The organism is Streptomyces antarcticus (genome assembly GCF_026627255.1).
Classification (GTDB): Bacteria; Actinomycetota; Actinomycetes; order Streptomycetales; family Streptomycetaceae; genus Streptomyces; species Streptomyces antarcticus.
Window position 1 is genome coordinate 134,363 of record NZ_JAPNLM010000010.1, and the last position, 26,218, is coordinate 160,580.

At 67.5% G+C, this 26,218-nt stretch carries 14 protein-coding genes; 12 read left to right on the forward strand and 2 right to left on the reverse strand.

All coding sequences use genetic code 11. The features are described from left to right. Positions 1–83 precede the first annotated feature (83 nt). From OTB16_RS17420 to OTB16_RS17475, 11 genes are all read left to right on the forward strand, one after another. The gene (locus OTB16_RS17420; protein WP_267721149.1) at positions 84–1,133 is read left to right on the forward strand and encodes an NHL repeat-containing protein; all 1,050 of its coding nucleotides are present in this window, start codon (positions 84–86) and stop codon (positions 1,131–1,133) included. A 779-nt stretch (positions 1,134–1,912) separates the two neighbouring features. Then, complete coding sequence (locus tag OTB16_RS17425; RefSeq protein ID WP_267721150.1) at positions 1,913–3,889, forward strand: DNA methyltransferase family protein; 1,977 nt, start codon at positions 1,913–1,915, stop codon at positions 3,887–3,889. After that, positions 3,876–5,510: a type I restriction-modification system subunit M gene (locus tag OTB16_RS17430; RefSeq protein WP_267721151.1), complete on the forward strand. Its 1,635-nt coding sequence runs from the start codon at positions 3,876–3,878 to the stop codon at positions 5,508–5,510. The genes OTB16_RS17425 and OTB16_RS17430 overlap by 14 nt, the downstream gene beginning before the upstream one ends. Continuing rightward, on the forward strand, positions 5,503–6,726 hold the full coding sequence (locus tag OTB16_RS17435) for a restriction endonuclease subunit S (RefSeq protein WP_267721152.1): 1,224 nt from the start codon (positions 5,503–5,505) through the stop codon (positions 6,724–6,726). Before OTB16_RS17430 ends, OTB16_RS17435 begins: the two co-directional genes overlap by 8 nt. Then, positions 6,723–9,950 (forward strand): type I restriction endonuclease subunit R, encoded by a 3,228-nt coding sequence (locus OTB16_RS17440; protein WP_267721153.1) that lies wholly within the window; start codon positions 6,723–6,725, stop codon positions 9,948–9,950. Before OTB16_RS17435 ends, OTB16_RS17440 begins: the two co-directional genes overlap by 4 nt. 768 nt (positions 9,951–10,718) lie before the next feature. After that, positions 10,719–13,187 (forward strand): AAA family ATPase, encoded by a 2,469-nt coding sequence (locus OTB16_RS17450; protein WP_267721154.1) that lies wholly within the window; start codon positions 10,719–10,721, stop codon positions 13,185–13,187. Further along, entirely contained in the window at positions 13,184–13,543 is a 360-nt protein-coding gene (locus OTB16_RS17455) for a hypothetical protein (RefSeq protein ID WP_267721155.1), read from the forward strand. The genes OTB16_RS17450 and OTB16_RS17455 overlap by 4 nt, the downstream gene beginning before the upstream one ends. Before the next feature lie 698 nt (positions 13,544–14,241). Next, positions 14,242–15,501, forward strand: a complete 1,260-nt coding sequence (locus OTB16_RS17460; RefSeq protein WP_267721156.1) for a helix-turn-helix domain-containing protein — start codon at positions 14,242–14,244, stop codon at positions 15,499–15,501. A gap of 60 nt (positions 15,502–15,561) precedes the next feature. Continuing rightward, positions 15,562–16,806, forward strand: coding sequence for a restriction endonuclease-related protein (locus OTB16_RS17465; protein WP_267721157.1), 1,245 nt, complete (start codon positions 15,562–15,564; stop codon positions 16,804–16,806). Next, complete coding sequence (locus OTB16_RS17470; RefSeq protein WP_267721158.1) at positions 16,803–20,132, forward strand: hypothetical protein; 3,330 nt, start codon at positions 16,803–16,805, stop codon at positions 20,130–20,132. The genes OTB16_RS17465 and OTB16_RS17470 overlap by 4 nt, the downstream gene beginning before the upstream one ends. Positions 20,133–20,156: 24 nt before the next feature. Beyond that, positions 20,157–23,000, forward strand: coding sequence for an RNaseH domain-containing protein (locus tag OTB16_RS17475; protein WP_267721159.1), 2,844 nt, complete (start codon positions 20,157–20,159; stop codon positions 22,998–23,000). 27 nt (positions 23,001–23,027) lie between these two features. On the opposite strand, the gene OTB16_RS17480 is transcribed toward OTB16_RS17475, so the two are convergent. Beyond that, the gene (locus OTB16_RS17480) at positions 23,028–23,435 is read right to left on the reverse strand and encodes a hypothetical protein (protein WP_267721160.1); all 408 of its coding nucleotides are present in this window, start codon (positions 23,433–23,435) and stop codon (positions 23,028–23,030) included. Positions 23,436–23,903: 468 nt separating this feature from the next. Continuing rightward, a complete protein-coding gene (locus OTB16_RS17485) occupies positions 23,904–24,371 on the reverse strand; it encodes an NUDIX hydrolase (RefSeq protein ID WP_267721161.1) in 468 nt (155 codons plus the stop codon). 484 nt (positions 24,372–24,855) lie between these two features. Between OTB16_RS17485 and aspS the strand changes: the two genes are divergently transcribed. Continuing rightward, a complete protein-coding gene (gene aspS / locus OTB16_RS17490; RefSeq protein WP_267721162.1) occupies positions 24,856–26,172 on the forward strand; it encodes an aspartate--tRNA(Asn) ligase in 1,317 nt (438 codons plus the stop codon). Positions 26,173–26,218 lie beyond the last annotated feature (46 nt).

Consider the following 26,218-nt stretch of genomic DNA (forward strand, 5'->3'; position numbering starts at 1 on the left):
TAAACCACGGGGTCCGCCGGTGTCAACGTGCTGTTTCAGCGGGTAGCAGCCGGTCCGTCCGCGGGTCCAGCCGGATTCGAGTCATGCTGGAGCGCTCCTCAGGCGGAGGCCGCCACGATGCCGCCCGTCGTACACACAAGGGGAGGCACGATGCAGAGCACATCGATGACGCGACGCCGGCTGTTGGGCGCCGGAGCTGCGCTGGGCGGCGCCGTGGTGCTCGGCTCCGTCGCCCATACACGGCACGCGCCACCCCGCGCGTACCGGCGGGCGGCGCGTGGCCGGACGAACTGATCCTGCCGGAAGGCTTCCACCCGGCGGGCATCGGCATCGGCCCCGCCCCGTACGCGTACTTCGGCTCGCTCCTCGGCGGCGCGATCTACCGCGTCGCCCTGGCCACCGGACGCGGCAAGGTGATCAACCCGGGCGGCGGCGAAGGCCACTTCGCCGTGGGACTCCAGGTCGACGACCGCCAGCGGGTGTTCGTCGCGGGCGGCTGGGGGCGCACCATCACCGTCATGGACGGCGTCACCGGCCAGGTGATCCGGACGTACGAGGTGGGCAACGCCGACACCTTCGTCGACCACCTCGTCGTCACCCCCCGCATGGTCTGGTGCACCGACTCCTTCAGCGGCCAGCTGTTCGGCCTGCCCCTCGGTCCGGGCGGCCGCCTGCCCGCCCCGCACGAGGTGGTGACCCTGCCGCTGACGGGTGAATGGGTACAGGGCCCGTCGGACGGCCTCAGCGCGACGGGCATCTCCACGACGCCCGACGGCAGGTCCCTGCTGGTGGTCAACATCCACGCCGGCGGCGGCAGCCTGTTCCGGGTCGACCCGGCGACCGGCACCGCGCGCAAGGTCGACCTCGGCGGCGTGACCCTGCCCACCACCAACGGCATCCTGCTCCGCGGCCGCACGCTGTACGCACCCCGGCAGTCCGACCTCGCGGTGTTCCACCTCGACCCCACCGGCTTCGGCGCGCACCTGTTCAAGACCGTCGCCGACCCCCGCTTCGATACCCCGTGCGCGGCCGCCGTCCACAACGGCCGCATCTACCTTCCGAACTCCCGCTTCCCCCTCCCCCCGGAACCGGGCACCCCGTACAACGCGGTGTCCCTCCCCCTCCCCCTCTGACCGAGGGACCCGATCCCGGCACGCATCAGGTCGGTCCCACGAACACGGAGGACGGACGGGGCCCCGCAGGTGCGCGAGAACGCGCGCACCCGCTCCCACCCGAGGGCTGTACGGAGAACGCCAAACAGGGGCCTGATCCGCAATGCGGATCAGGCCCCTGACCTGGTACTACAGCGTCGGGGTGGCGGGATTTGAACCCACGACCTCTTCGTCCCGAATGAGGTCCACCCAAGATCCCCACCAGCGCGAACGACGTTTCCCCTGGTCAGCGCCGTGGGCTCGAACGGTCTGGGGCAGTCTCAAGAGGCCTCGGTGAGCAGACCGGCTCCCAGCTGGCTCCCAAGCCTCCCGATGTCATCTTGGGAGCCATTAAGCTTGGGGGCGCTCGATAACCCCCGTTATCGAGAGCCCGTGGCGGCTTCATCGAAGAGCGGCCGTAGTTTTTGGATACGCGGGAGGCGGTACTGCCGACGGGGCAGTCAGGGTGTCCTGCGAACAGGATCTTGAAGGGGGGGGAGGGCACCGTGGTTCACCGTAGGGTTTCCGTGCCGGGCTCATCTCACCCCTTCGCGGCTGTGCCGTACGTCTCCATGTCCGAGATCGCAACGCTCGCGCGGGTGAAGCGTCCCGTGGTCTCGACGTGGCGGCGACGGTACTCGCATTTCCCGGCACCCGTCGCGGGAAATGCCGGCCGTCCCTTGTTCGACGGCGGGCAAGTGGCGGAGTGGCTGATTTCCTCGGGCCTGGGAAACACCGACCATGCGGAGCTTCGTTCTGATGTGGCCCTCTTCGGCATCGTGGCACTGACGGACCGATTCAGTGGGTGGCAGCTCATTGAGGTCCTGGGCAGCCTGCTCTGCCTGCGCAAGCTCGACGGCCGCCCACTGGCCGGCCCTGACGCCGGTCCTGACGACGATGACCGGACGCTATGGACCGCGGTGATGCACCGAGCTGAGCGGATGGACGCCGAGGACGAGTTCGTCCTGCGCGAGCTGCGCTCAGTCGACGCTGCCGCCGCCCCGCTCGTCCGGTTCGCAGAGGACCTGGCTGACGCCGCCTACAACGAGCGAGGCGCGTACGAGCGGCTGCTGGCTGCCCGCGCCCGGCTCGGCGTGGACGCTCTCGCCGCAGATGCCGTGTCCCCCGAGCTTCTGAGCCTGATCACCCAGCTCGCGGACCTGCGTGTCCGCCTGGAACGCGACCAATCGATCACCCTCGCCGACCCGCACGCACGCGCTGGCGACCTGCTTGCCGCGCTGCTGCGCGAGGCCGACGACTGCGAGAACATCACCGCCTTGGCCGCCGAGCCGGACGAGCGCCTGGCCCGCATCGCCCGTCGCCGCTTGCTGCTCGCGGGCGTCGACGAGCTCGCACTCGACGTGCAGACCGGCAACGACCTCGAGGAACGCCTCGCGGACCCCGATCTCATCGTGACTCAGCTCCCGTACCGCCCCGGCGAGGACCGCTCGGCCCTCGCCGCCCTTGAGGGCATAGAGCGCGTGGCCGACCTTCTCGCCTCTGGCTCGACGGCCCTCGTGCTGGGCCCCGCCGACGCCCTCGTCGACGCTCTGCGGGGCACGGAGGAGTCCCAGCTGCGGTCGGAGCTGCTGCGCAGAAATATCGTCGAGGCCGTCATCGCTCTGCCCGGCGGCGTGCTTCCTTACCGTCCTGGCTACCGTCCGGCTCTTTGGGTACTCACCCGCGACCCCGTTTCGGCAGCGGACGGCAAGGTCTTGCTCGCCGACATCAGCGCCGTCTCCTTGACCGAAGACGTATGCTCCCGGCTGGCTGAAGACGTACTCCTCTGGCGCGCCGAAGGCTTCCGCGCACTCGACGGCCACGACCCCCGCTACGGACGCGCGGTGGACGTCGCTGTCCTGGACCGTTCCTTCGGCGGCCCGCTGACCCCGCCCGCGCCGCCTGCCTCCGCGATCTGGTCGCGTACGACGACGGAGCGTCCCGCGCTGATCGCCGAGGCCGAGGCCTGCCTGGAGCGTGCGGCCGACGAGGCCGGGTCGTACCAGGACACGCACGGCCCGTACCGCGGGCGCGTGCTGCGCCGCGTCGGCCGGATGCCCCGGCGGACCACTCTCGGCGCCCTCATCGCCGAGGGTAAGGTGAGCAGGCTTAAGGGCCACCGGATCGACGAGGACCATCTCGTCCGGGACGGCCATCACACCGTGCTCGGCCCCGAAGAGATCACCGGGCACGGTGCCGTCGGGGCGCGGCGCATGGACCGGCTGGTGCTGGCCACCGCGTACGACCGCGTGGCGCTCACCGAGCCGGGCGACGTCGTCTACACCCTGGCGCCGCGACTCGGCCTGTACGTCGACCACGACGGCTTCAGCGTGGTCGCCTTCCCGGCCCGCGTGCTCCGCGTCAACCGCGCCGCCGAACGCCCGCTGACCCCGCGCGTGCTGGCAGCCTTGCTCGGCGTCGCCCGCAACACCGGCCGCAGCCCGAGCGCCGTGCGGGCCGCCCGCCGCATCGAGGACTACCAGCTGCCCGACCTCGACCCGGAGGACGTCGAGCGTTTCGACGCCCTGCTGGCCGAGACCGAGCGCCGGGAGCGGCTGTTGCGCGCGCAGGCCGACGCGCTCGCCGAGGCCACGAGCCTGACGGTCGCCGGGCTCGCGGACGGCACCCTCACTCTCGACCGAAACGTGAACCAACCACCGTACGCAATGCATACCTTGACCATGGACGAGCTGTCGTCGAGCAGTCACGCAGGAAGAAGGAACGATGCCCCCGCGTAAGCGAGCCGCCGCCGGACAGGGCGAACTGCCCGGCGTCTCCAGCACCAAGGAGATCCAGGACATCTTGTGGAAGGCCGCGGACAAACTCCGCGGCTCCATGGACGCCGCGCAGTACAAGGAGTTCGTGCTCGGCCTGGTCTTCCTGAAGTACGTCTCCGACGCCTTCACCGAGCGCCGCGAGGAGCTGGCCGCCGACCCGGAGCTGGCGGCCATCCCGGAGCACCGGCGGGCGGCGTTCCTGGAGGAGAAGGACGAGTACACCGAGAAGAACGTCTTCTGGGTGCCCCCGACCGCCCGCTGGGACCACATCAAGGAGAACGCGTCGAGCGTGGAGGGGGGCGTCGGCAAGCTCCTGGACGAGGCCATGGACGAGGTGATGAAGGCGAACAAGACCCTCACCGGCGTCCTCCCCAAGATCTTCAACCGCGACAACGTCGACCAGAAGCGCCTGAAGGAGCTGGTCGACCTCATCAGCGACGCCCGTTTCACGGGCCACGGCGACCGCCCGGCGCAGGACGTGCTCGGTGAGGTGTACGAGTACTTCCTGGAGAAGTTCGCCAGGGCGGAAGGCAAGCGCGCCGGTGAGTTCTACACCCCGGCGAGCGTGGTGCGGCTGCTGGTCGAGGTCTTGGAGCCGTACGAGGGTCGGGTGTACGACCCGGCCTGCGGCTCGGGCGGCATGTTCGTGCAGAGCGGAAAGTTCGTCGCGAATCGGCGCGGCAAGGACCACACGCACGACATCGCGGTATACGGCCAGGAGGCCAACGAGCGGACGTGGCGTCTGGCGAAGATGAACCTCGCCATCCACGGCATGGACCCGAAGGGTGTCGGCGAACGGTGGGCGGACACGTTCGCCGACGACAAGCTGCCTGACCTCAAGGCCGACTTCGTGATGGCCAACCCGCCGTTCAACATGTCCGACTGGGCAAGGAAGTCGGACGACCCTCGCTGGCGTTACGGCGTCCCGCCCCAGTCGAACGCCAACTACGCCTGGCTCCAGCACATCGTCTCCAAGCTGGGGGACCGGGGCAGCGCGGGCGTCGTCCTGTCGAACGGCTCCATGTCGTCGAAGCAGTCGGGCGAGGGCGAGATCCGCGCGGCACTGGTCGCGGCCGACCTGGTGGCATGCATGGTCGCGCTGCCGGCCAACCTGTTCCGCACGACCGCGATCCCGGCGTGCCTGTGGTTCCTCACGAAGGACAAGTCCCCGCAGGGCACGAAGGCGCTGGAGGACCGCCGTAGCCGGGTGCTGTTCATCGACGCGCGGGCGATGGGCACGATGATCGACCGCACGGAGCGCATCCTCACGGACGAGGACCTGGAGAAGATCTCCGATACGTATCACGCGTGGCGCGGCACCAAGTCGGCGAAGCACAAGGGGGTTGCGTACGAGGACGTGTCCGGCTTCTGCTACAGCGCAACGCTGGAGGAGATCGAGAAGCACGACTATGTGCTGACGCCCGGCAGGTACGTGGGCGCGGCGGAGGTCGAGGATGACCCGGATGCCGAGCCCGTGGAGGAGCGCGTTGCGCGACTGACTAAGGAACTATTCACGCGTCTGGACGAGTCGGCGAAGTTGGATGTAGTGGTACGCGATCAGTTGGGGAGGATTGGTGGCTGAGCGAGCTTCTTTGGACGTGGCGAAGCTCCCCCGTCTTCCTAGAGACTGGTCCTACGAGGCCCTCGAAGATCTACTAGAACCGAGCGGTATCTCCTATGGAATCGTTCAGCCCGGGAGTCCTGACCCGGATGGGATTCCCATCGTTCGCGTAAAGGATCTGAAGGGTGGCCGTGTAGTTCAGGATGACCCGCTGCAGGTCAGTTCGGAGATTGAGGAGAAATATGCACGCACGCGCCTCCGAGGTGGAGAGGTGTTGATTTCACTCGTAGGCTCCGTGGGTGAAACCGCAGTCGCCGCGGAAGCGCTCTCTGGATGGAATGTCGCGCGCGCAATTGGTGTCCTGCGAGTATCCCATAAGGTTTCGGCAAAATGGCTCAAGACATGCCTGAGCGCTGACGTCGCGCAGCAATACATGCACACGCGGTTGAACACAACGGTCCAGGCCACGCTCAATTTGCGGGATGTGCGAAGGATCCCGGTCGTCATGCCGCCCGATTCGGAGCGTGCAGCCATCGCGGGGGTGCTCGGGGCGTTGGACGACAAGATTGAAGCGAACCAGGCAGTCGCGACCACCATTGAGGCTTTGCTACGTTCCTGGTATGACCTGTTCGGTGTGCGGGCTAGCCGCACGGTCCGCATCGATGACCTCGGTCATCTAATCCGAGACACCGTGAAGCCCGACGGTCTCTCCGGTGTAGAGCCTTACATCGGACTTGAGCACATGCCGCGTAAGTCTATTTGGCTCCATGCGTGGGGTCAGGCATCGGAAGTTGGCAGTACCAAAACCTCCTTCGATTCCGGCGATATTCTCTTCGGTAAGCTGCGTCCATATTTCCGCAAGGTGGGGCTTGCGCAGGTAGCTGGCATTTGCTCAACTGACATCCTTGTGGTGCGAGCACGCAAGGCTGATAGTCGGGCCTGGCTCTTGCTGGCACTGTCCAGTGACGAGGTTATCGAGCATGCGACAGGTCGAAGCGATGGGACTCGAATGCCTCGCGCCAAGTGGTCTGACCTCGCCGAATTTAAGATCCCATTTCCTGATGCCGAGGCTCTCGCCCGGTTTGAGGCAGTGGCATCCCCCTTGGTAGAGCGAGCAGAGCTGGCTGGAGCTGAGAGTCGAACTCTCGCCGCCCTGCGCGACTCGCTCCTCCCCCAGCTCATGTCCGGCAAGCTCCGCGTCCGCGACGCCGAGCGCATCGTGGAGGACGCCCTATGACGACCGTCAACGACGGCGTCAAGCTCGACGGGAAGATGACCGAGTCCACCTGGGAGCATCTCGCCATGGACGAGCTCGCCGAGCTCGCCTGGGAGGTCAAGGAGGGCAAGGCCATCGCCCCCGGCTCAGGCCACCGCAAGGACTGGGACGACCTGATCCTGCACGACCAGCTCCAGGCGGCCATCGAGCGCCTGAACCCCGAGCTGTCGGCCACCGCCGTCCACGAGGCGCTCCGCATCGCCACTGACCCCGCCTCCACCGAGCCGTACCCGGAGAACAAGCAGGCGCACGCCCACCTCACCGCCGGCGTCCGGCTCACCTACACCGACGAGTTCGGCGCCGAGCAGACCCCCACCGTCCGTCTCGTCGACTTCAACGACCCCGACGCGAACACCTACCTCGCGGTCAACCAGGTCACCGTCCGGGACACCGACGGCCGCCACCGCCGCTTCGACGTCGTCCTCTACGTCAACGGCCTGCCCCTCGCCGCCATCGAGCTGAAGAGTGCCTCCGCCGAGAACGCCACCCTCAAGGACGCGCACGCCCAGCTCCAGACCTACGTCGCCGAGTTCCCCATCGCGTTCCGCTACAACGTCCTGAGCCTGGTCTCCGACGGCATCACCGCGAAGTACGGCACCGTCTTCACCCCGTACGAGCACTTCGCACCGTGGAACGTCGACCACGACGGCGACCGCGTCGACACCAACGCCCCCGACTATGACGGCCTGGAGGCGCTGAACCTCGCCCTCCACGGACTGTTCACCCAGTCCCGCTTCCTCTCCCTCACCCGCAACTTCGTCAACTTCACGCCCACCGGCAAGCGCATCGCGAAGCCGCACCAGTACTTTGCTGTGACCAAGGCCGTCGAGGCGATCGTCACCGCCTCCCAGAGCAACGGCCAGGCGGGCGTCGTCTGGCACACCCAGGGCGCCGGCAAGTCCGAGGAGATGGTGGAGACCTCCGCTCTGGTCTCCCGCCATCCCGCTCTGAACAACCCCACCGTCGTCGTCGTCACCGACCGCAACGACCTCGACGACCAGCTGTACGACACCTTCCGGGACAGCCAGACCCTCCTCGGGCAGGAGCCCCGCCAGGTCAACACCCGCGAAGAGCTCCGCACCGAGCTGAAGAGCCGTACCGTCGGCGGGATCATCTTCACCACGCTGCAGAAGTTCGGTCTCAGCCAGGAGGAGAAGGACTCGGGCGCGGGCCACCCTCTCCTCTCCGAGCGCCGCAACATCCTGGTGGTCGTCGACGAAGCGCACCGCTCGCACTACGACAGCCTCGACGGTTACGCCCGCCACCTGCGCGACGCGCTCCCGTACGCCACGCTCATCGCCTTCACGGGCACCCCGATCTCGAAGGCCGACGCCGACACCCGCGCGGTGTTCGGCGAGTACATCGACATCTACGACCTCAAGCGGGCCGTCGACGACGAGGCCACCGTCCGCGTTTACCACGAGCCCCGCGTTATCGACGTGTCCCTGCCGCCCGACGTCGACCCGTCCGCGATCGACGAGCAGGCCAACGCCCTCACCGAGGGCATGGACGACGCCGAGCGCCGCCGCGCCGTGCAGTACGCCGCCACCATGAACACGGTCTACGGCGCGCCCGACCGCATAGCGACGCTCGCCGACGACCTGATCTCCCACTGGGAGAGGCGTCGCGAGCTGATGAAGCCGGACATCGGCGGCCCTGGCAAGGCGATGATCGTCTGTGCAACGCGGGAGATTTGCGTCCGGGTGTACGACGCGCTGGCTGAGCGCCGCCCCGAGTGGGCGAGCGCCGAGGTCGACCAGGGCGTCATGAAGATCGTCTTCCACGGTGACCGCACCGACGACGAACACCTGCGCAAGCACGCCCTGCTCAAGTCCCAGCAGAAGACCATCCAGGCCCGGGCCAAGAACCCGGAGGACGCGCTCGAACTGCTCATCGTGCACTCGATGCTGCTCACGGGCTACGACGCACCGCCCATCCACACTCTCTACATGGACCGCCCCATGCGGGGTGCCAACCTGATGCAGGCCCTGGCCCGCGTCAACCGCCGCTTCCGCGGCAAGCAGGACGGTCTTCTCGTCGGATACGCGCCGCTCACGGACAACCTTTCCAAGGCCCTGGAGGAGTACTCCCGCCAGGACCGGCAGGACAAGACGCTCGGTGCGGACATCGAGCGGGCCATCACCGAGGTCAAGAACGAACTCGCCACCATCAGGGGCCTGCTGGCCGGCTCGCGTTGGCGGGAACTGCTCGCAGACACCGCCCACCCCGAGCCGCGCAAGCGAGCCCTGCGCCTGACCTCCAACTTCCTGCGCGACCCGAAGACCCCGGGCAACAAGGTGGAACCCGGCACCAAGCCGCTGTCCGTCCGTTTCAAGGACAGTGCCGCTCGCCTGGACCGCTTCTACCGGATCTGCGCGATGAGCAAGGAGATCGCCGAGCGCTGCGAGGACCTGGAGGACTGGCGGCGCGACATCGCCTTCTTCAGTGAGGTGCGCGCCTGGATGATCAAGCTCGACGCCGCCGACCGCGAGGCCACCGGTCAGCCGGTGACCGCTGAGATCCGGCGTTACCTCGAAGCGCTCGCCGCCTCGGTCGTCGACGCGGACGAGATCACCGACCTGTACGAAGAGGCCGGGATCGGGCGGCTGGACATCACCCGCCTCAACGACGCGCAGCTGCGGAAGCTGGAGAACTCCGAGACCCCACACCTGGTCGCCGAGGCGTTGCGCCGCATGATCGAGCAGAAGATGCGCGAGGTGACGAAGCACAACGTCGTCCGGCACGAGAGTTTCTCCGAGCGGCTGAACGACCTGATGACGCGCTACATGCTCCAACAGCTCACCAGCGCCCAGGCGATTGCCGAACTCGCGGCGCTGGCACGGCAGGTGTCGGACGAGGCCCGTCGCGGTGAGCGCTTCGACCCACCGCTCAACCACGCCGAGCTGGCCTTCTACGACGCGGTCGCCCATCGCGACATGGCCGAGCTGATGGAGGGCGGCGACGACAAGCTCGCGCAGATCGCCCGGGCCCTCGTTGCGGACGTCCGCAAGAACCTGTCCGTCGACTGGCTCTCCCGCGAGCCGGTGCGCGCCAAGCTGCGCACCCGCATCCGCCGGGTCCTGGCCATGTTCGACTACCCGCCCGAGGAGGAGCTGGAGGCCATCGACCTGGTCCTCAAGCAGATGGAGACCTTCGCGGCCCAGTGGGCACCCGGCGCCAAGTAGTCCTCAGCAGGCGGGCCGCCATGCGGCCGGCCCGCCTGCTGAGATCGGCGATCAGTCCCGCACGTGCGAGTTGAACGGAGGTGCCGTCGTCGCGGCAGCCCGCCGTCCCGGCCAAGTGCGCTCAAGGCACGCGAGACGCAAGCAGTGGTGCGGCCGTTCGGTGAGGAAGCGTGCGAGCCAGGGGAGGAAACCGGGTCCGCACAGGAGGAGTTCGCCGCGTAGTTCACCTCGACACCCCGAGGTGCGCATCTCGCTCTGCGGCTCGCAGTGCGCGTCCTGGAGGAGTGGGGGGCATCCGCCTGCCTCGGACGTCTCCTGCACCGTCGCCCTGTTGGTGGTGGAACTCGCCGCCAACGCCGTACGCCACGGGCGGTGCCAGGGCTCGACGTCCGGCTTCGCCTGACCTCTGATGCGCGGCGGCGTCTGATCCGTATCGAGGCGGGGGACGCGTCCTCGGACTGGCCCCCGGCCCCTGCGCCTGCGCCGTCCCCCGACGATGAGGCGGTGCGCGGCCTGCTTCTCGTGGACGTGCTGGCCACCCGCTGGGGTGTGACGTCCCGTGTTCCGATCGGCAAGGTCGTCTGGTCGGAAGTGGCGGTGGAGCCCTGAGGCCTTCGACTGAACTCAACCCTGTTCCACGTCGACCAGTTAGCGATAACGGGAGTTATCGGTGAATCAATAGATCGAAGCCATCCAGTCTTCCTACTGTTCCTTTACACCGAGCCCCCACGAAGCGGCGGGCCGGACACCGGAGCAGAGGAGCTGACCGTGACGGCACACCCCGCGCAGAGCACTCACGCTGAAGAATCAGCACCGTCGGCAGAAGCCGAGGACCCGCAGACGCTCTCCGGCCTCCTGGAGACCCGCCTCGCCGCCTCGGTGCTCTCCGACGCGACGAAGGCGATGCTCTGGGAGGCGCTGGGAGACGTCGAAGGGGCCGCCGCGGCCACCTCGCCTCGCCGCGTCTATCTGGACTCCGTCTCCGTCGCCGGCTTCCGGGGCATCGGCCCCAAGGCGTGGCTCTCCCTCGCCCCCAAGCCCGGCGTCACCCTTGTTGTCGGACGCAACGGCTCCGGCAAATCCAGCTTCGCCGAGGCCATCGAGACGGCGTTCACCGGGAAGAGCGCCCGGTGGGACGGGCTCAACCCCGTGTACCGCAGCAACTGGCGCAACCTGCACGACGGTGCCGCGCCGAAGATCGAAGTCAAGCTGTGTGAGGAAGGAGACACCAAGCCCAGCACCCTGACCTGCACCTGGGCGGGGGCCGATGTCACGCTGCCCGACATCGAGTTCAAGCGTCCGGGGCACGGGCACGGGCACGGGCGCGGCGCCTTCGGCGAGGCGGGCTGGCAGCAGCCGCTGACCGACTACCGCCCGTTCCTGTCGTACTCCGACCTCGACCGGATGATCAGCGGGAAGCCCAGTCAGATGTACGACGCGGTCGCCAAGATCCTCGGTCTGGGCAAGCTGACTGGCGCCGACGACCTGCTCCAGCTCCTCGAGAAGGAGCTGAACACCGCGCTGAAGAGCGCTGAAGCGGAGCTGCCGGGGCTGGTCGAGATGCTTTCCGGTCTGGAGGACCCCCGGGCGGATGCGGCGATCGCTGCCCTCGGCCGGACCGGAGCCTCCGACTTCGACGCGCTGACCGTGCTTGTGGAGGGCCTGCCCACCGCCGACGCCGGCCACCTCGACGGGCTGCGCGCCGCCGCTGCCCTGACCGGACCCGACCTCGACGAGGTCGGCCCGGCGGTGGACCGTCTGCGCGAGGCCGTCGCCGTCCTGGGCGACGTGCGCGCATCGGGAGCCGAGGACGCTCACCAGCGCGCCGAACTGCTGGCCAAGGCCCTGGACCACAGCCGCCGTCACCCCGGCGAGGAAGCCTGTCCCGTCTGCGGCTCGGCCCGGCTGCTGGACGACGCCTGGGTAGAGCGTGCGGCCGACCAGATCGCCGCCCTTCGGCAGGAGGCCGCCGCCGCCGAGGAAGCGCGGAGCGCCCTGCGCCGCTCTGCGGATGCCGTCCGGTACCTCGTTACCCAGGCCCCCAACTGGCTTCCGGCCGCGCTGGTCGATCCGTGGGAGGAGTGGACGGCCTGTCGCGGGATCGCCGATCCCGAGCAGCTCGCCGGGCGGGCCGAGAACAGCGCCCTCGTCCTGGCCGACGCCTGCGCCGTCCTCAGGGAGGAGGCGGTCCTGGAACTGGAGAAGCTGGACGAGGGCTGGCGCCGGTGCGTCGCGCGGCTCGCGGGCTGGCTCGACCGGGCGCGTACCGCCCATGCCGGAAAGCCCCGGCTGCGTCAGGTGAAGGCGGCCCGCAAGTGGCTCAAGGACGCCGGCGGGGAGCTGCGGGAGGAGCGGCTGCGGCCCTTCGCCGACCACGCGCAGAGGATCTGGGAGCAGCTGCGGCAGCAGAGCAACGTCGACCTGCGGTCCGTGCGCCTGAACGGCACTGAGAAGGCCTCCGTGCGCAAGCTCGTGATGGACGTGTGCGTGGACGGTACGGAGGCGTCGGCCCTCGGGGTCATGAGCCAGGGGGAGCTGCACTCCCTCGCGCTGTCACTCTTCCTGCCCCGCGCCGCCGCGCCAGACAGCCCGTTCGGCTTCGTGGTGATCGACGACCCGGTGCAGTCCATGGATCCGGCGAAGGTCCACGGCCTCGCGAAGGTCCTGCACGACCTCGGCCAGAGCCGGCAGGTCGTGGTCTTCACCCACGACACCAGGCTGCAGCGTGCCTTCCACGACCAGGAGCTCGCCGTGACGGTGCTCCAGGTCGAGCGGGGTGACCGGTCCATCGTCAAGGTCGAGCGGGAGACCGATCCGGTCGCTCAGGCGCTGAAGGACGCGCGGGCCCTCGCGAGCACGACGGACCTCCCGGCCGTGGCGATGACTCATGTCCTGCCGGGCATCTGCCGGACCGTGCTGGAGCGCGCGTTCACCGAGGCCGCCTGGCTGCGTATGCACAGGGCTGGCATCGCGGAACACGAAGCACAGGCCGCGATCACCGACGCGAACACGCTGAGGGAGATCGCCGCTCTGGGGCTGTTCGGTGACGCGTCCAGGGCGGGGGACATCTACCGGGAGCTGAGCAGGCGCTGCGGGCCGCAGACCGTGGGACTCGTCAGGCAGTGCCAGGAGGGTGCGCATCCCGCGGGCGCTTCCATGCCGGCCCCGCACCGGTTCGTGGACGCTATCGCAGTCATTGCCGAGAACGTACGGAAGCCGGAGGACTCGACGCCGTGAACGCCACCATCCCCCTGTTGCTCGCGACCGCCGACCGGCTCCTCACCGACCCGCCCGCCGCGATGGCGGCGGGCAGGTACCGGGGAGCCGCCTTCGCCCTCCGGACCGCAGTGGAGATCGCGGTCTCCGACGCGCTGCTGGCCGCGACGCCCGCAGTCCGGGCCAGGTCCACGCGAGCGAAGCTCCTCTGCCTGCGCTGCTGCACCGAAGCCGAGACTGCCCGACGGGCCAAGGCCGTATGGAAGCTTCTCTGCCTGGGCTGCCACTACCACCACTACGAAATCGGCCCTACCGCGAGCCAGCTGGAGCTCTGGCGGAGCGAAGTCATTCTCGTTGTCGGCCGATTGGGGAATTGAGTCAGACTTTGCACACCGATTTCTGCTAATCCTATGACCGTTGACACGGGCGCCAGCCCCTCGTAGCGCCAGTATGGCGAACCGCTGATTGCGGCGGGACCAGGCTGACTGGCTGAGCGTGTGGCAGATGATCGGATGCCCTGACCACGGCCGGTTGCGTTTCCTGCGGGATCTTGCCCAGAGCATTCGCGACGTCGAAGGGCCCCATTGCGAATGGTGGGCCCTCCGACATCGTGGCCGGTGAGGCACTGGCGGAGGGTGCGAGATTCGAACTCGTGAAGGGTTGCCCCCAACACACTTTCCAAATGTTCGCCCGGGCGTACGGCGACGATCAGGGGGGTTCTGACCTGCGTCTGAGTGCTCAGGGTGGCCCCGCCCGGACGGGTCCGGACAGGGGCGAATGAGACCAGGAATGAGACCAGGATAGGCACGCCCACGGGACCCGATCTGGCCGACGTCAGCCGAGATGTACCAAAGCCTGCTGGCTGCTCGCACCGCCGAGGAGATCGAGTCCGGGCCGCAGACGAGGCGGCTGCGACGGTCAGGATGATCGCGCTCACGCCCTGCAGCGTCATCATGCCGGAGGAGTGAAGGCCGAGGGCGTACCCGGTGGTGCCGTCCGGACCAAGGCGGACGCCGTCGCTGTGGTTGGAGCGGCACCATTGCAATGAAGTCTTCATGCGACTTCCATAGAAGGCATGCCATCGCCGTTGCGCACAGTCGATCCGGTACGTCTGAGGGCTCGACGCGTCGAGCTGGGACTCTCCCGCGCCGCCCTAGCTGCCCAAGCTGGAGTTTCGACTCGGATGATCTTCTTTTACGAGGAAGGTCGTCACACCCCCACCTCGCAGCGCCTGGAGCAGTTGGCGACCGCGCTCAGATGCAAAGTAGAGGCGCTCACCGGTGTCCCACGTGGTCAGGAGACGTTAGTCGATCTCAGGTATGCCGCCGGGCTGACCTTGGAGCGCGTCGCCGAACTGCTCAAGACCACGCCTGCGGGGAGGGAGCTGCGCGTGTCCGCGCCGAAGGTCTCCGTGCTGGAGAGCGGGGGACAGGTCACTGGGCGGCACTGGCAGGACCCCAAGGCGACGGGGCGCCTAATCGGTCCCCTGGCCAGGGCGTACGGAGTTCCGGTGCGCATGGTCCTTGACGCATGGCTGCGCACCAGGCCGGAAGACCCCGCTCCTGTGCTGTCGGACAAAGCCAAGCAGGCACCTTCGAGGGCGGCTCTGGCAACATGGGATTCGTTGAATGAGCGTCAGCAGGTCTACCTGGGTGAGGTCATGCGGGACGACCGGATGACCGCGACCGAGATGTGGATGCGGCGGCTTCAGCGGCTGCCCGTGCCTAAGGCCGCTGAGTGGCGCCGACTGCCTCTAGCCCTGCGGGCCGCTCCGTCCGTTGTCGGATACACCCGGTTGCAGGAGCGGCTTCGCCAGCGTGGCGTTCACGATCCCGGCGCGGGTTCGACGGTGCACGCTCTAGAGCGTCGAGGGCTGTTGGTGGTCAGTGAGGATTCCGTTGACCACCCTGCTGTTGGGGAGGTTGGACGGGTGCTGGTGGAGATCACCGGGCGTGGCCGGGCTGCCGCCCGTGCGGGGCTTGGCGAACCGCGTGAGCCGGATCCTGCGCCCCACCTGCTTTCGGAGTGGCTATGGGGCGTCGTTGCCCGTGTTGCTTCCGCAGAGCCTGCTGGCCTGGAGGACGACCAACTAGCCGGCCGCTCATTGTTCTTCATCGGAGTGGGCTACCGGGGCAGATCCGGAGCACAGCCGAGCCGTGGCTTCGTGGACTCCGTCCCAGTCATGGCATCGGGAGGGACACACGTCTCGGAGTACCGCTGGCGGCTGACCCAGCTCGGCCTACGCCATGTAGCGGAGTACCTGCACGTCTACCGAGACCTCTATCCGGGAGTCAATACCACAGGACTCGAAGAAATCGCGGGTGACTCGCCATAGTCCGCGCCTTTCCTCCTTGGGCGGCCCGATTGTCAGAGGCGCCGCTTACGCTCCATGGCTGTGACGAGTTCAACGGAGAACGGCGCGCAAGAACTTGGCGATGTCCGTGTTCGCTACCTGGTAACCCGGGCCGCTCTGCGTGCGGCAAAGGCGATGACCGAGCCCGGACTTGAGCCGCAGCAGCGGCTGGCAACCCTGATGGAGTGCCACGGAACGCTGCATGCGGCGCGTGGCCCGGGAATTCTTCTGCCGTTCGGGGAGTTCCGCCGCGCGCTCGGAGGGAATCTGGCGGCCCTGCTGCCCGACAGTGTGGACCCGCTCGACCTGGAAGGGATGCTGGTCGTCGACCGGGATGGACAGGTGACGGAGGACGCCTTCGATCTCGATCTTGAACAGCAGATGCTGCTGCACACGCTGCGGAAGCTCGACACGACCGCAGGAGCGGTGAGCGACAGGGAGCTCCAGTCGGAGATCGACCAGGAGACCGCGTTCACACTGCTGCACAAGCAGGGTGACCAGGCCGTCTACGAAGCCGGACGGTCAGACCTGATCCGTTCTCCTGCTGGTGCCGTGGACGAGCTCTGCGAGCTACGGCTGCCCCCGTTGGTCGCGGACTTCTACCGGGAGATTCCCTACAACTCACAGTTCGAGGGCTGGTGGTTCCCGTGCCCTGTATGCCGGTGGCCGATGCGGATCGTCCTACGGAAGAACAGCGGCGCTCTGGTAGGAGCAGTCCGTTGCTGGCATGCTCCGCACGCGGACATGGGGGCCTCCTACCTGTTTCGGCCGACCACGAATCCCAGTGCCCCCGAGTTGCTACCCGAACCGTCGCCGGCCCGGCCGAGTGGCCGTGAGGCAGTCCTGTATCCGGACCTCGGGGACATCCCGCTGGCTGTGCCCGTCGCTGGGCACAAGGCCGTCAGCCGGGGGATTTGGCGGTACACGACCGTTCCTGGACTTCCTGAGCTGTCCCTGTACGACCGGTTGGTTGATCGCGGCCTCAAGGTGAAGCTGTGGCCAGGGCTCGATGCTTACGACCTGCTGGTCGAGGCCGGGCCCAAGCGGGGCAAGAAGGTGCCGTTCAAGGTTGACGTGAAGGACTACACCTCGGCGGCGACGCTGGCCAAGCTGATCCACGCCCAGGATGGCGACCGCGGTGGCGCCGAGTGGCTGGTGGTGCCTGACTACCGTGCCCGCCAGGTCCCGCTGCTGTCGGGGGTGTGCGAGAAGTACGGCATGCGGGTGGCTGCGGCCTCCGAGTTCGGCGAGATGGTCTGCGAGAAGGCTGGGGTGAGCTGGACATGAGTGATGTGCCGATCGCAGAGACCGCCGTCTACACGGCGCTGGCCCTCGCGGCCCACTACTTTCCTACGTCTGTCGACGGGGACTCCCGCACTGCGGCCCCGTTCGCCGAGGCGGCATCCCTGGTCTCGGGGAAGTACCGGGCTTGGGACCGGTGGAAGGAACTGCCTCACGACGAGAGGCAGCGCATCGCCATGGTCTGCTCCATCGCTCCCGGCGAACTCGCCGACGTCCGCACATTCTCGGTAGCGGCGCGCACCCTGTTGTCACCGCTCACCGCGGACGGAACCAGCAGCGTCCCGGTGATGGGCCCCTTCGAGCTCGTGGGCACCGACCCCTTCACTGCGAATTCCGCGTTCCCCAGGCTCGGCGGTGATCCTCTGGGCTACGTCGACCGTATGACCAGCCGGTTCCGACGCCCCAGCGCCCGCAGCAAGCCTCCGGAGTTCGCAGGACCGGGGACGTGGCTTACCCGGGAGATCTTCGTCAAGAACGTGGGCCAGGTCCACGGCCGGCTGCAGATCCCCACCTACCCCCAGTTCACGGAGGCGCTCGGCCACGACAGTCTGCCCAGCGTCTCGACCGTGCCGTACCAGGCCGACTTGCGCATCCCCACGCCGGAACTGCTGCGCTTGGCAGAAGAGATCGACCTGCGCTTCCCGGAGAGCAAGCGCTACCTGCACAGCACTCTCGGGCAGCTGTTCAAGGTCCTGAAGACCTCGGACACGGTGTCCCCCGAGGAGGCCCTGTCCCTGGCTGCCGGCGGCATGGAGATCTTCAATGCACCCACCGGTACCGGCAAGAGTGTCCTGGTCCGCGTGATGGCTGCCTGGTTCGCTGCCACTGACCGGCGCATCGCTATCGTCTTGCCGGATATCAAGGCGTGTCTGGCCATGACCTGGAATGTGCGCGAAGACCTGGATCACCTGCACCGTTCCGGGAGTATCAAGCAGAAGCGCACGTGCGCGCACCTGATGTCGTCCTCCGGGATGCACGACCGCGCTCTCAAGCTCGCCTCGCTGATCAACGAGTCTGTGGACGCGCCGGGCGAGTGGGGCGAACGAGCCGAACGTGACATCGATCCCCTGGCATACGGATGTGCCCAGAGGACGTTCCTCGAATCCACCGGCGACTACCCGCCCGGACGCGAACCGTGCCTGTCACTGCACCGACAGGGCGTCGGGTCGGCAGCCTGCCCCTGGATCCCCACCTGCGGGAAGTACACCCCCGTCTACGAGGCGGCCACCGCCAACGTCGTCATCATGAACCACTACGTCTTCATGCAAGGCCACCTGAAGATCGGCGTCAATCTGGACGGTCGACCCGTTCGCAGCATGACCGCAGCCGAGTTCGCCTTGCGGACCTGCCACGCGGTGGCGATCGACGAGGTCGACCAATTCCAGTCCCGAGCCGTGGACAAGTGTGCCAGTGAGATCGTCTTGCACTCACGCCGGCACTGGTCGGCAGCGCCCCAGGAGATGGACACCGACGCCAAGCGACTGCGCATCGACGACGAGCACAGCCTGCTGCCTGCCGTCAGCCATGTCCGCCTCATGGCCGAGTTCTTGCTGCTGAGCATCTGCAAGAACGCTCTCAGCCTGCACGCCACCGAGGACGACCGCGCCCAGGCACGCATCCCCGACCAGACCAGCACTCGCTGGCACCTAGCCCGCGGACGGGACCGCACCCTCCTGCGACTGCTGTGGCCGGAAACCGCAGCGGAGGACAGGGCAGACATCCCTGTCGAGTACTTCCAGCGGCTCAACGCGCTCATGCCTGCCCGCTACCAGCGCCTCGACCCGCTCAGCGGGCAGCCGAGCCTGCTCGAACCCGACTGGCACGAGGTCAGGAGCGAGCTCAGCGCGCTGGTGGCGCCCCGTGGCGAACACCTTCTGGATGCAGTCAAGCTCGAACTCCACCGACTCCTCGGGGACGCCGTCAAGGACCCTCACCAGCGGACACAAGCGATCAACCTGCTGGTCACCAGAACCGCCATGATCGAGCTGGACGAGGCGCTCTCGGCCCTCCAGGAGAAGGCCCACGACTACCGCTCCTCCGGTCTGCGCTCGGCCCAGAGGATGTCCAAGGATCTGCAGTCCGGCGCCGTCGCCTCCGTTCTGCCACTCGGCATGCTGGGTCGAGCGATCACCGGCTACCGTGTCACCGGTCTGGACGATAAAGAGAAGAACGCCTCCCTGGTCGCCCAGACCATCGCCGGCGACCCGCACACCTTCACCGCCGAACTGGGCGGCATCGTTTCGCTTATCCTGGCCGGCGTCGAGCGGCCGGTGATCGGGCTGTCGGCCACCGCATACTTCCCCCAAGCGGTACGTGAACACCTGCATGCCCCGGTGCGCTGGTGGATGACCGACGCCCAGGCTAAGTCCATCCGGGCCCGGAAGCACCGGATCGACTACGGCGAGGGCCACCCTCTCTTCGGTGACCCCATCAAGGTCTCCGGCACCCACCCCAGCCGTAAGAAGGACGCTCTCATCGAGCTGGGCAGCAACCTGTACGACCAGTACATCCACCGCGAGCTCGAACGCACCGCCGTCAAGGACCCGGACCGGGCACACGTCCTGGTCGTCGCCAACTCCTACGAGCAGTGCGCCTGGCTCGCCCGCGGCATCGCCCGGGCCGGGCGCTACGACGGAGGGCTCTGCCTGGCGGTCAGGGCCGAAGACCTCCACAGCCCCAACCCCGAGCTACCCCGAGAGAACGTGGCCGTACGGCTGACCGCCGAGGAGTTCGAGGACTTCCCTCGGCACGGGAAGATCCTGGTCGTGCCGTTGTCGCTGATCGCCCGAGGACTCAACATCGTCAAGGGCACCCGCTCAGCGGTCCGCTCCGTCTACCTGTGCGTGCGCCCCCTCGCCCTGCTCAACGACCCCGCCGAGATGTACGGAAGCATCAACGCCGCCGGACTGCGAGCCCTGCCGACGGGCGGCAGCCCGCTTCCCTCACAGGCCCTGACTAAGGCCAGGGATGCCGCCTGGGACCGTCTCGCACTTCTACTACGTACCGCTCCACAGTTCACGGCAATGCACAAATCCCTCCAGGAGGAAGTCGTCGCTGGCATGATTGTCGACCTCATCCAGCTTGCTGGCCGCGCCCGCCGCGGCGGCACCGAAGCCGTGCTGCACATGGTCGACTACGCCTTCCACGAGGACACCTGGAGCGCCGACCTGGAAACCGTCCTCAAGCGCATTCATTCCCAATGGGCGCCGGAGGTGAAGCAGCGCATGAACGACCTGTATGGGGAGGCACTCAACGCCTTCCTCTCCTACGCCGGCATCGAACCCCACGACACCGGCCTCCCGGGCAACTGAGCGAGCAGAGACGGAAGAGGACACGTGACCCAGCAGGACCGTGAACCCGGCAAGTACCTGAACACCCTCGCCTTCCGCTGTACCCCGGAGCTGGTCGGCGACGCCGCAGTCCACGTGCGCCACTTCGACGAGGCGACCTGGAAGCTCTGGGACGACTTCGACAGGCTCTGCAAGAAGAAGTTCAGGAACGACTCGGCCCAGGCCCCCTACTCCATCGCCACCACGGTCCTCAACATGACCAGCGGCGGCTACGTGTACTTCGATCCCGACCGCCGCGCCCCGTTCCTCGCCTCCCTCCAACCCCTCGACGACAAGCTGCTTCGCCGTGTGTTCACCCTCGCCTATCACCTCGCCCTGGGGCAGGACGTCAGCACCATCGACCTCACCGCTCCTCCTGAGCTCGCCAAGAGGTTCGCTGACACCCCTGAACACACGTACTCGCTAGCCACCTACCTCCAGACCACGAAGAACGCTCAGCCCACGGCCCCCAACTGGCTCTACCGCACAGTTGCCTGGCAGCTCTCCCAGCAGCTCGCCACCGAGCCCTGGGCCATCTCCGACAGCCGGACCGTCAAGCTGCGGCCCGACACCACCGGCGGCCTGGTCGCCTTCGACGACCCCTGGACGAACGAGCAGGGCGGTCGCTACGCCCTCTCCCGAACAGCTCTCAACCTGAAGACGCTGCCCAACGTCTCCAATCCCGTGCTGCTGCTGACATCACGGGTAACCCGGATCTCCTCCTCCCTGGTCTTCTCCAACACCGCCCTCGCCGAGCAGCCCGGCAGGAACCACCCGCTCCTTGAGGTCACCCTCAACGGCCGCGGAGGTGCTCGCACCATCAACCGCCTTGCGCTGCAGGCTCTCGGCCGCCTGGAGATGGATTACTCCATCCTGCGTGCTATCGATGAGCGGTCGCAGGCGGAGCAGAAGCTGCTCGCCGAGGTGGCAAAGGCGAAAGCCGAGGGGAAGGAGCCGCCCCGCTTCGCCAGCGGGCACCCCGGCAAGGTGTGGCCCATCCTGCCGAAGAATTTCTCCTTCCCCGTCGGCACCGGTACCGGCATGCAGCACCTGCGGCTCCTGTACCAGCACTTCACCAAGGTCTTCGACACCGACGCCGTGCCGCTGGAGGCACGTGAAGTACGGATGAGCCTGCCGCACCGGCCGACAGACCCCGAGAACATCTCGAAGATGGAATACCTCCGCCGCAAGGCAGAGCGCGAGGCACATCCGGAGCCCAAGACACTGGGTCCGATCCGTAAGCGCGGCACCCTTTTCCCGACCCCAGAATCCATCTCCGCCTCAGTCGAGGCCGCCGGCTTCAAGAAGCTGCGCATCGTCTGCCTCTGGTACCAGGACGACACCCGGCTCCGGATGCTTGACACCTTCTGCAAGAGCTTCGACCTCAACCCCGAAGGGCTCGACCGGGAGAACGGCCAGGAACTCCGGCTGCACGGCGACCAGATCGTCGCAGAATTCCACTACGCCCCCGCCTTCCTCAAGCCCGGCCCCTCCGGCGAACGCAGGGACGCACTGGCGGCCACCGGCGCACCGATCCGCTCCCAGAACGGGGTGCTTGTCGCAGCATGGTGCGAGACCGAGATTCCCACGTCGGTAGTGGCAGAGGAGTATGCGGGGGTCAGTTTGGACGATCTCGACGCCAAGCCGCAGACCAGGAACATCTTCGGAGACCTCGGCGTCCCCAGCCAGTACCTCCGTGGCCAAGACGAGAAGGGTGTCGTTTTCAAGCCCAAGGCCAAGGACCACCCCGCCGAGATGGCCCTTCTCGATCTCTACCGGTCGCTCGGCATCGTCGACGGCCGCATTGCGGACGCCCTACGTCCGGAGAAGGCGGGTTACCCGGTCGACCGCATCGCACACGTGGGTATCCACGTACGGCAACAGAACCGACGAAAGGGGGAGTTCGGCCAGCCCAAGGTCGTCATCACCGCGTCCGCCCTCGTGCCTCCGCAAGCCACCGGCGGTACCTGGACCATGCTCGGGTGGAGCTCTACCCGGCCCGAATGGCAGCCCTACCACCTCGCCCAGCCGGCCTTCCACGCCAGCGCCTACCCAGAGGGAACGGGCGATAAGAAGACCTACCGGCAGCGCTGGGACGACGCGGCCGAGACCGTCGAACGCGCCCTCGCCGATCTCGCCGACGAACTCGACGGTACGCCGTACGTCGTCACCGTGGACGAGTTGGCCTCCCGACGAATGTGGGACGGGCTGCAGAACATGCGGCAGGGAGGCTCGCCCGGTGACGGCAACAGCCGCTACTGGCTCCCCGGCACCACGCTGAGCCGCGATGACAGGCCGCAGGCCGTCGTCCGCATCAACATCGACAGCGATGAAGTGCCGCAGCCGGTGAGCACCACCCGTTTTGTCAAGGCCAAGGACAGCGAGCCGGTGGAGCAGGACACGGCGACCACGCTCTACCAGGTCACCACGGACTTTGGCGCACCTGCATGGATCCTTTGCAACGTCCCGCGAGCCTTCGACGGGGACGGAGCGGGCCGGTTGGGCTCGAAATACACGCGTTGGGATGCCAAGGCATCCGTCTTCTCCGATAAGAAGGAGGACCGCCGCAAGGGAGAGATGCCGCAGAACTGGTACTCCATGACGGCCAGCGAAATCTACCCGCTCGCCTGCGCTGCCGGAGTCTCCGAGGAAGCCCTCGCCATCACCACGGCGAAGCTCTGTCACCAGAGCCAGTTCTGGGACGGCCGCTCCCGTTTCCCGCTCCCCCTGCACGCCGCGAAGCAGATGGACCTCGACCACCCGCAGTACCGACGCACGGCCGCGCCTGAGGAGAAGCTGAACCCGGAACTCGGTATCGAGGACGCTACTGCCGAGGGAACCGAGGAGTAGAAGTACTAGGGCTCGCAGGGGGCGGCTTCACCGAGTTCCGTAATACCGCCCCCACATACGGAACCGCGACCTGTTCGTCTCGACCTGGTGATCGTGGCTACGTTCCAGACGAGCTTCGTGAATAGGGTTTGCCGCCGCACTATCGGGACCAAGAGCTGCAGTGCGCCGTTGCCGCACTGCGGCGATGGCTGCTGAGCCTCGGCGAGCACCAAGCTTCACGTTGAGGCAGTCGTTCGAGTCCATCGCCATCCCAGAGGGGGTGTAAGCGATGACGCCGTGCTCGGACCCGGCCAGGGCCCGCATCGCGGTGCACCGCTGCCCGGCGTCGCCGCTGGTGTACTTGATCACGACCGAGTCCCTGCGGTCGGCTGGGTCTTCTTCATCAGGATTGCCGGGCAGGATGTAGGCCGCCTCCACGTCCTGGACACGCTTCACCCATGCGGGGACTCCGGCCCCGAAGCTGGGAGCCACGCGGGGGGTGGGTGTGTCAGGGGCCTGCGGCGTCGGCGCAGTCGATGGTGAAACCGCCGAGGGGCTCATCGGTGCGATGGGTGCTGCCGACACGTGAGAGGGCGCCGAGGTGGTCCCGTTCACGTCACTGTCATCGAGGTCGAGCAGGAATGCCAAGGCGACGACGGCTACGAGTCCGAGGCCGGCGAACAGGCAGGCCCGGGAGAGCGGCGGCCCCGCACCAGCAGGCGTCGTCTGAGAGGTCAGTCTGTCCGGAGGGACGGATAGCTCGCTTCCGGTGCTGAGCATTCGTATCTCGATGTTGCCGTCGGCCGCGTGGCCCGTGACATTGGCACGGTTCCCCAGGTACCGGACGATCGAGCCGACCGGGAAGCTCTGTGGCGCGGGCGTCAAAGCAGGAGCCTTTCGATTGCAGGAGATAAAGCTGGTGGCTCAGCCGAGGTAGGGGTATGTGCCGGCGAGGTAGTCGCCGATCTGCTGGCGCATGCTGGGGTGGATGTCGTACTGGTCGAGCTCGGTGGGCTGGATGAAGCGGACGCCGTCAGCCTCGTCGTTGATGGTGGGATCGCCGCCGAGGGGGCGGCCGATGTAGGTGTTCTCGTACTGCTGGCGGATCTCGCCGTCGGTGTAGGCCACGATGTGGTGGGGGTTGGTGTAGACGCCGAGGAAGCCGGTGATCTCGGCGACGATGCCGGTTTCCTCCAGGCATTCGCGGACCGCGCATTCGGCGGCGGTCTCGCCGATGTCCTGGGCGCCGCCGGGCAGCGCCCACTGGCCGGTGTCCCGGCGACGCTGGAGCAGGATGGCGCCGTTGTCGTCCATGACGAGCAGGTTGCTCGCAGGGATGAGGGTGTTGGCCTTCGGCGCGGTGGGGTCGTTGTAGTACTCAGTCCTACCCATGTGCGGCGGTCCCCTCCTGGTCGGGAGTCCAGGGCCGCGAGCGGCCCGGACGGCTTCGCGGCCCGATCGTAGTTGCCGCGTACTCGTGGTGGCCTTGCACGGTAGCGATGGACGAAGGGGCGTCCGATTTGGCCCCGGCAGGGGCAGCATCCGGTCACCTGGCGCGCCGCCGCCGTGAATCCGTTGCGAGGGGCTTGTGGGATCCCTATCCTCGTGACCAACGCGTCGACGGAGATGAGTAGCCACGGATCATGCGAGCAGAGAGAGCCGCCGGTAGCTGTGAAGGCGGACTCGCACCCGTAGTGAAGACCCTCCCGAGCGCGGGGAGGAAAGGCCCTCGGGCCCAATGCCCCGCCGGTTTGCCCCCGTCATCGGGCTGAATGAGGCCGCCGCTGTCTGGCGGTGGCAAAGGCGTGGTGGCACCGCGAGTACCCTTCTCGCCCACGCTTCCAAGGGATCATGACGACGCCCCTGGAGGGCTGCGATGATCCACAGCACTAGCCGCGTACTGGTTTCTGACCTACGCGCACACCTCGACCAGACCGTCACCGTCTCCGGCTGGGTGAACGCATTCCGGCTGCAGCGCAAGATGCAGTTCGTCATCCTGCGGGACCACTCCGGCATGGCGCAGGTGACCCACAAGCGCGACGGCGGCACGCTCGAAGCCGTCATCGAGTCGCTGACCCCCGAGTCCGCCGTCCGGATCACCGGACGTGTCGTAGAGGCGGCCCAGGTCAACCTGGGCGGGCTGGAGATCGTCCCCGAGACGATCGAGGTGCTGAACCGGGCGGAGACGCCGCTGCCGATCGACGAGCACACCGGCCCCGAGCACCGGCTCGACTGGCGGTTCCTTGACGTACGCAAGCGGGCCACCGCGCAGATGGTGTTCGCCGCGCAGACGACCCTGGAGCAGGGGCTGCGCGAGTACGCCATGCAGAACGGCTGCACGGAGATGCACACGCCGAAGCTGATGGGCACTGCCTCGGAGTCCGGCGCGGAGGTGTTCAAGCTCGGGTACTTCGACCGCTCGGCGTACCTGGCGCAGTCGCCGCAGTTCTACAAGCAGATGGCCGTGGCCGCGGGCATCGACAGGGTCTTCGAGATCGGGCCTGTCTTCCGGGCCGAGCCGTCGTATACCTCCCGACATGCGACCGAGTTCACCGGCGTGGACGTCGAGCTGTCGTGGATCGACGACGTCGAGGACGTGATGGCGTTCGAGGAGCGGATGCTCGCCCACGCCATCGCAAAGGTCGCAGAGGTCCACGGTGAGGCGATCCGGGAGGTCTTCGGGATCGAGGTCGTCGTGCCGGAGGCTCCGTTCCCCAGGATCACGATGGCCGAGGCGCAGGAGATCCTGCGGGCCGGCGGCTGGGACCCCGAAGGCGTCAAGGAGGACCTGGACCCGGAAGGTGAGCGCACCATCGCCGCCCACATGAAGGAGCTCACGGGCCACGAGTTCGTGTTCATCACGCACTACCCGGCCAGCATCAGGCCCTTCTACCACATGCGTCCGGCGGACCAGCCTGACCTGACACTCAGCTTCGACCTGCTCTGGAAGGGCCTGGAGATCACCACCGGGGCCCAGCGTGAGCACCGCTCCGACGTGCTGCTCAAGCAGGCGGAGGAGAAGAGCATGGACACCGAGCCGATGCAGGACTACATGAACATCTTCCGCTTCGGGTGCCCGCCCCACGGCGGCCTCGGCGCCGGCCTGGGCCGGATCCTGATGGTCATGCTCGGCCTGGACTCGATCCGCGAGGCCGCGTTCCTGTTCCGCGGCCCGAACCGCCTCACCCCCTGAGCCAGGGGTAGACGCACCGCTGCCCCACCGCCGGCCTGGCGGCGGG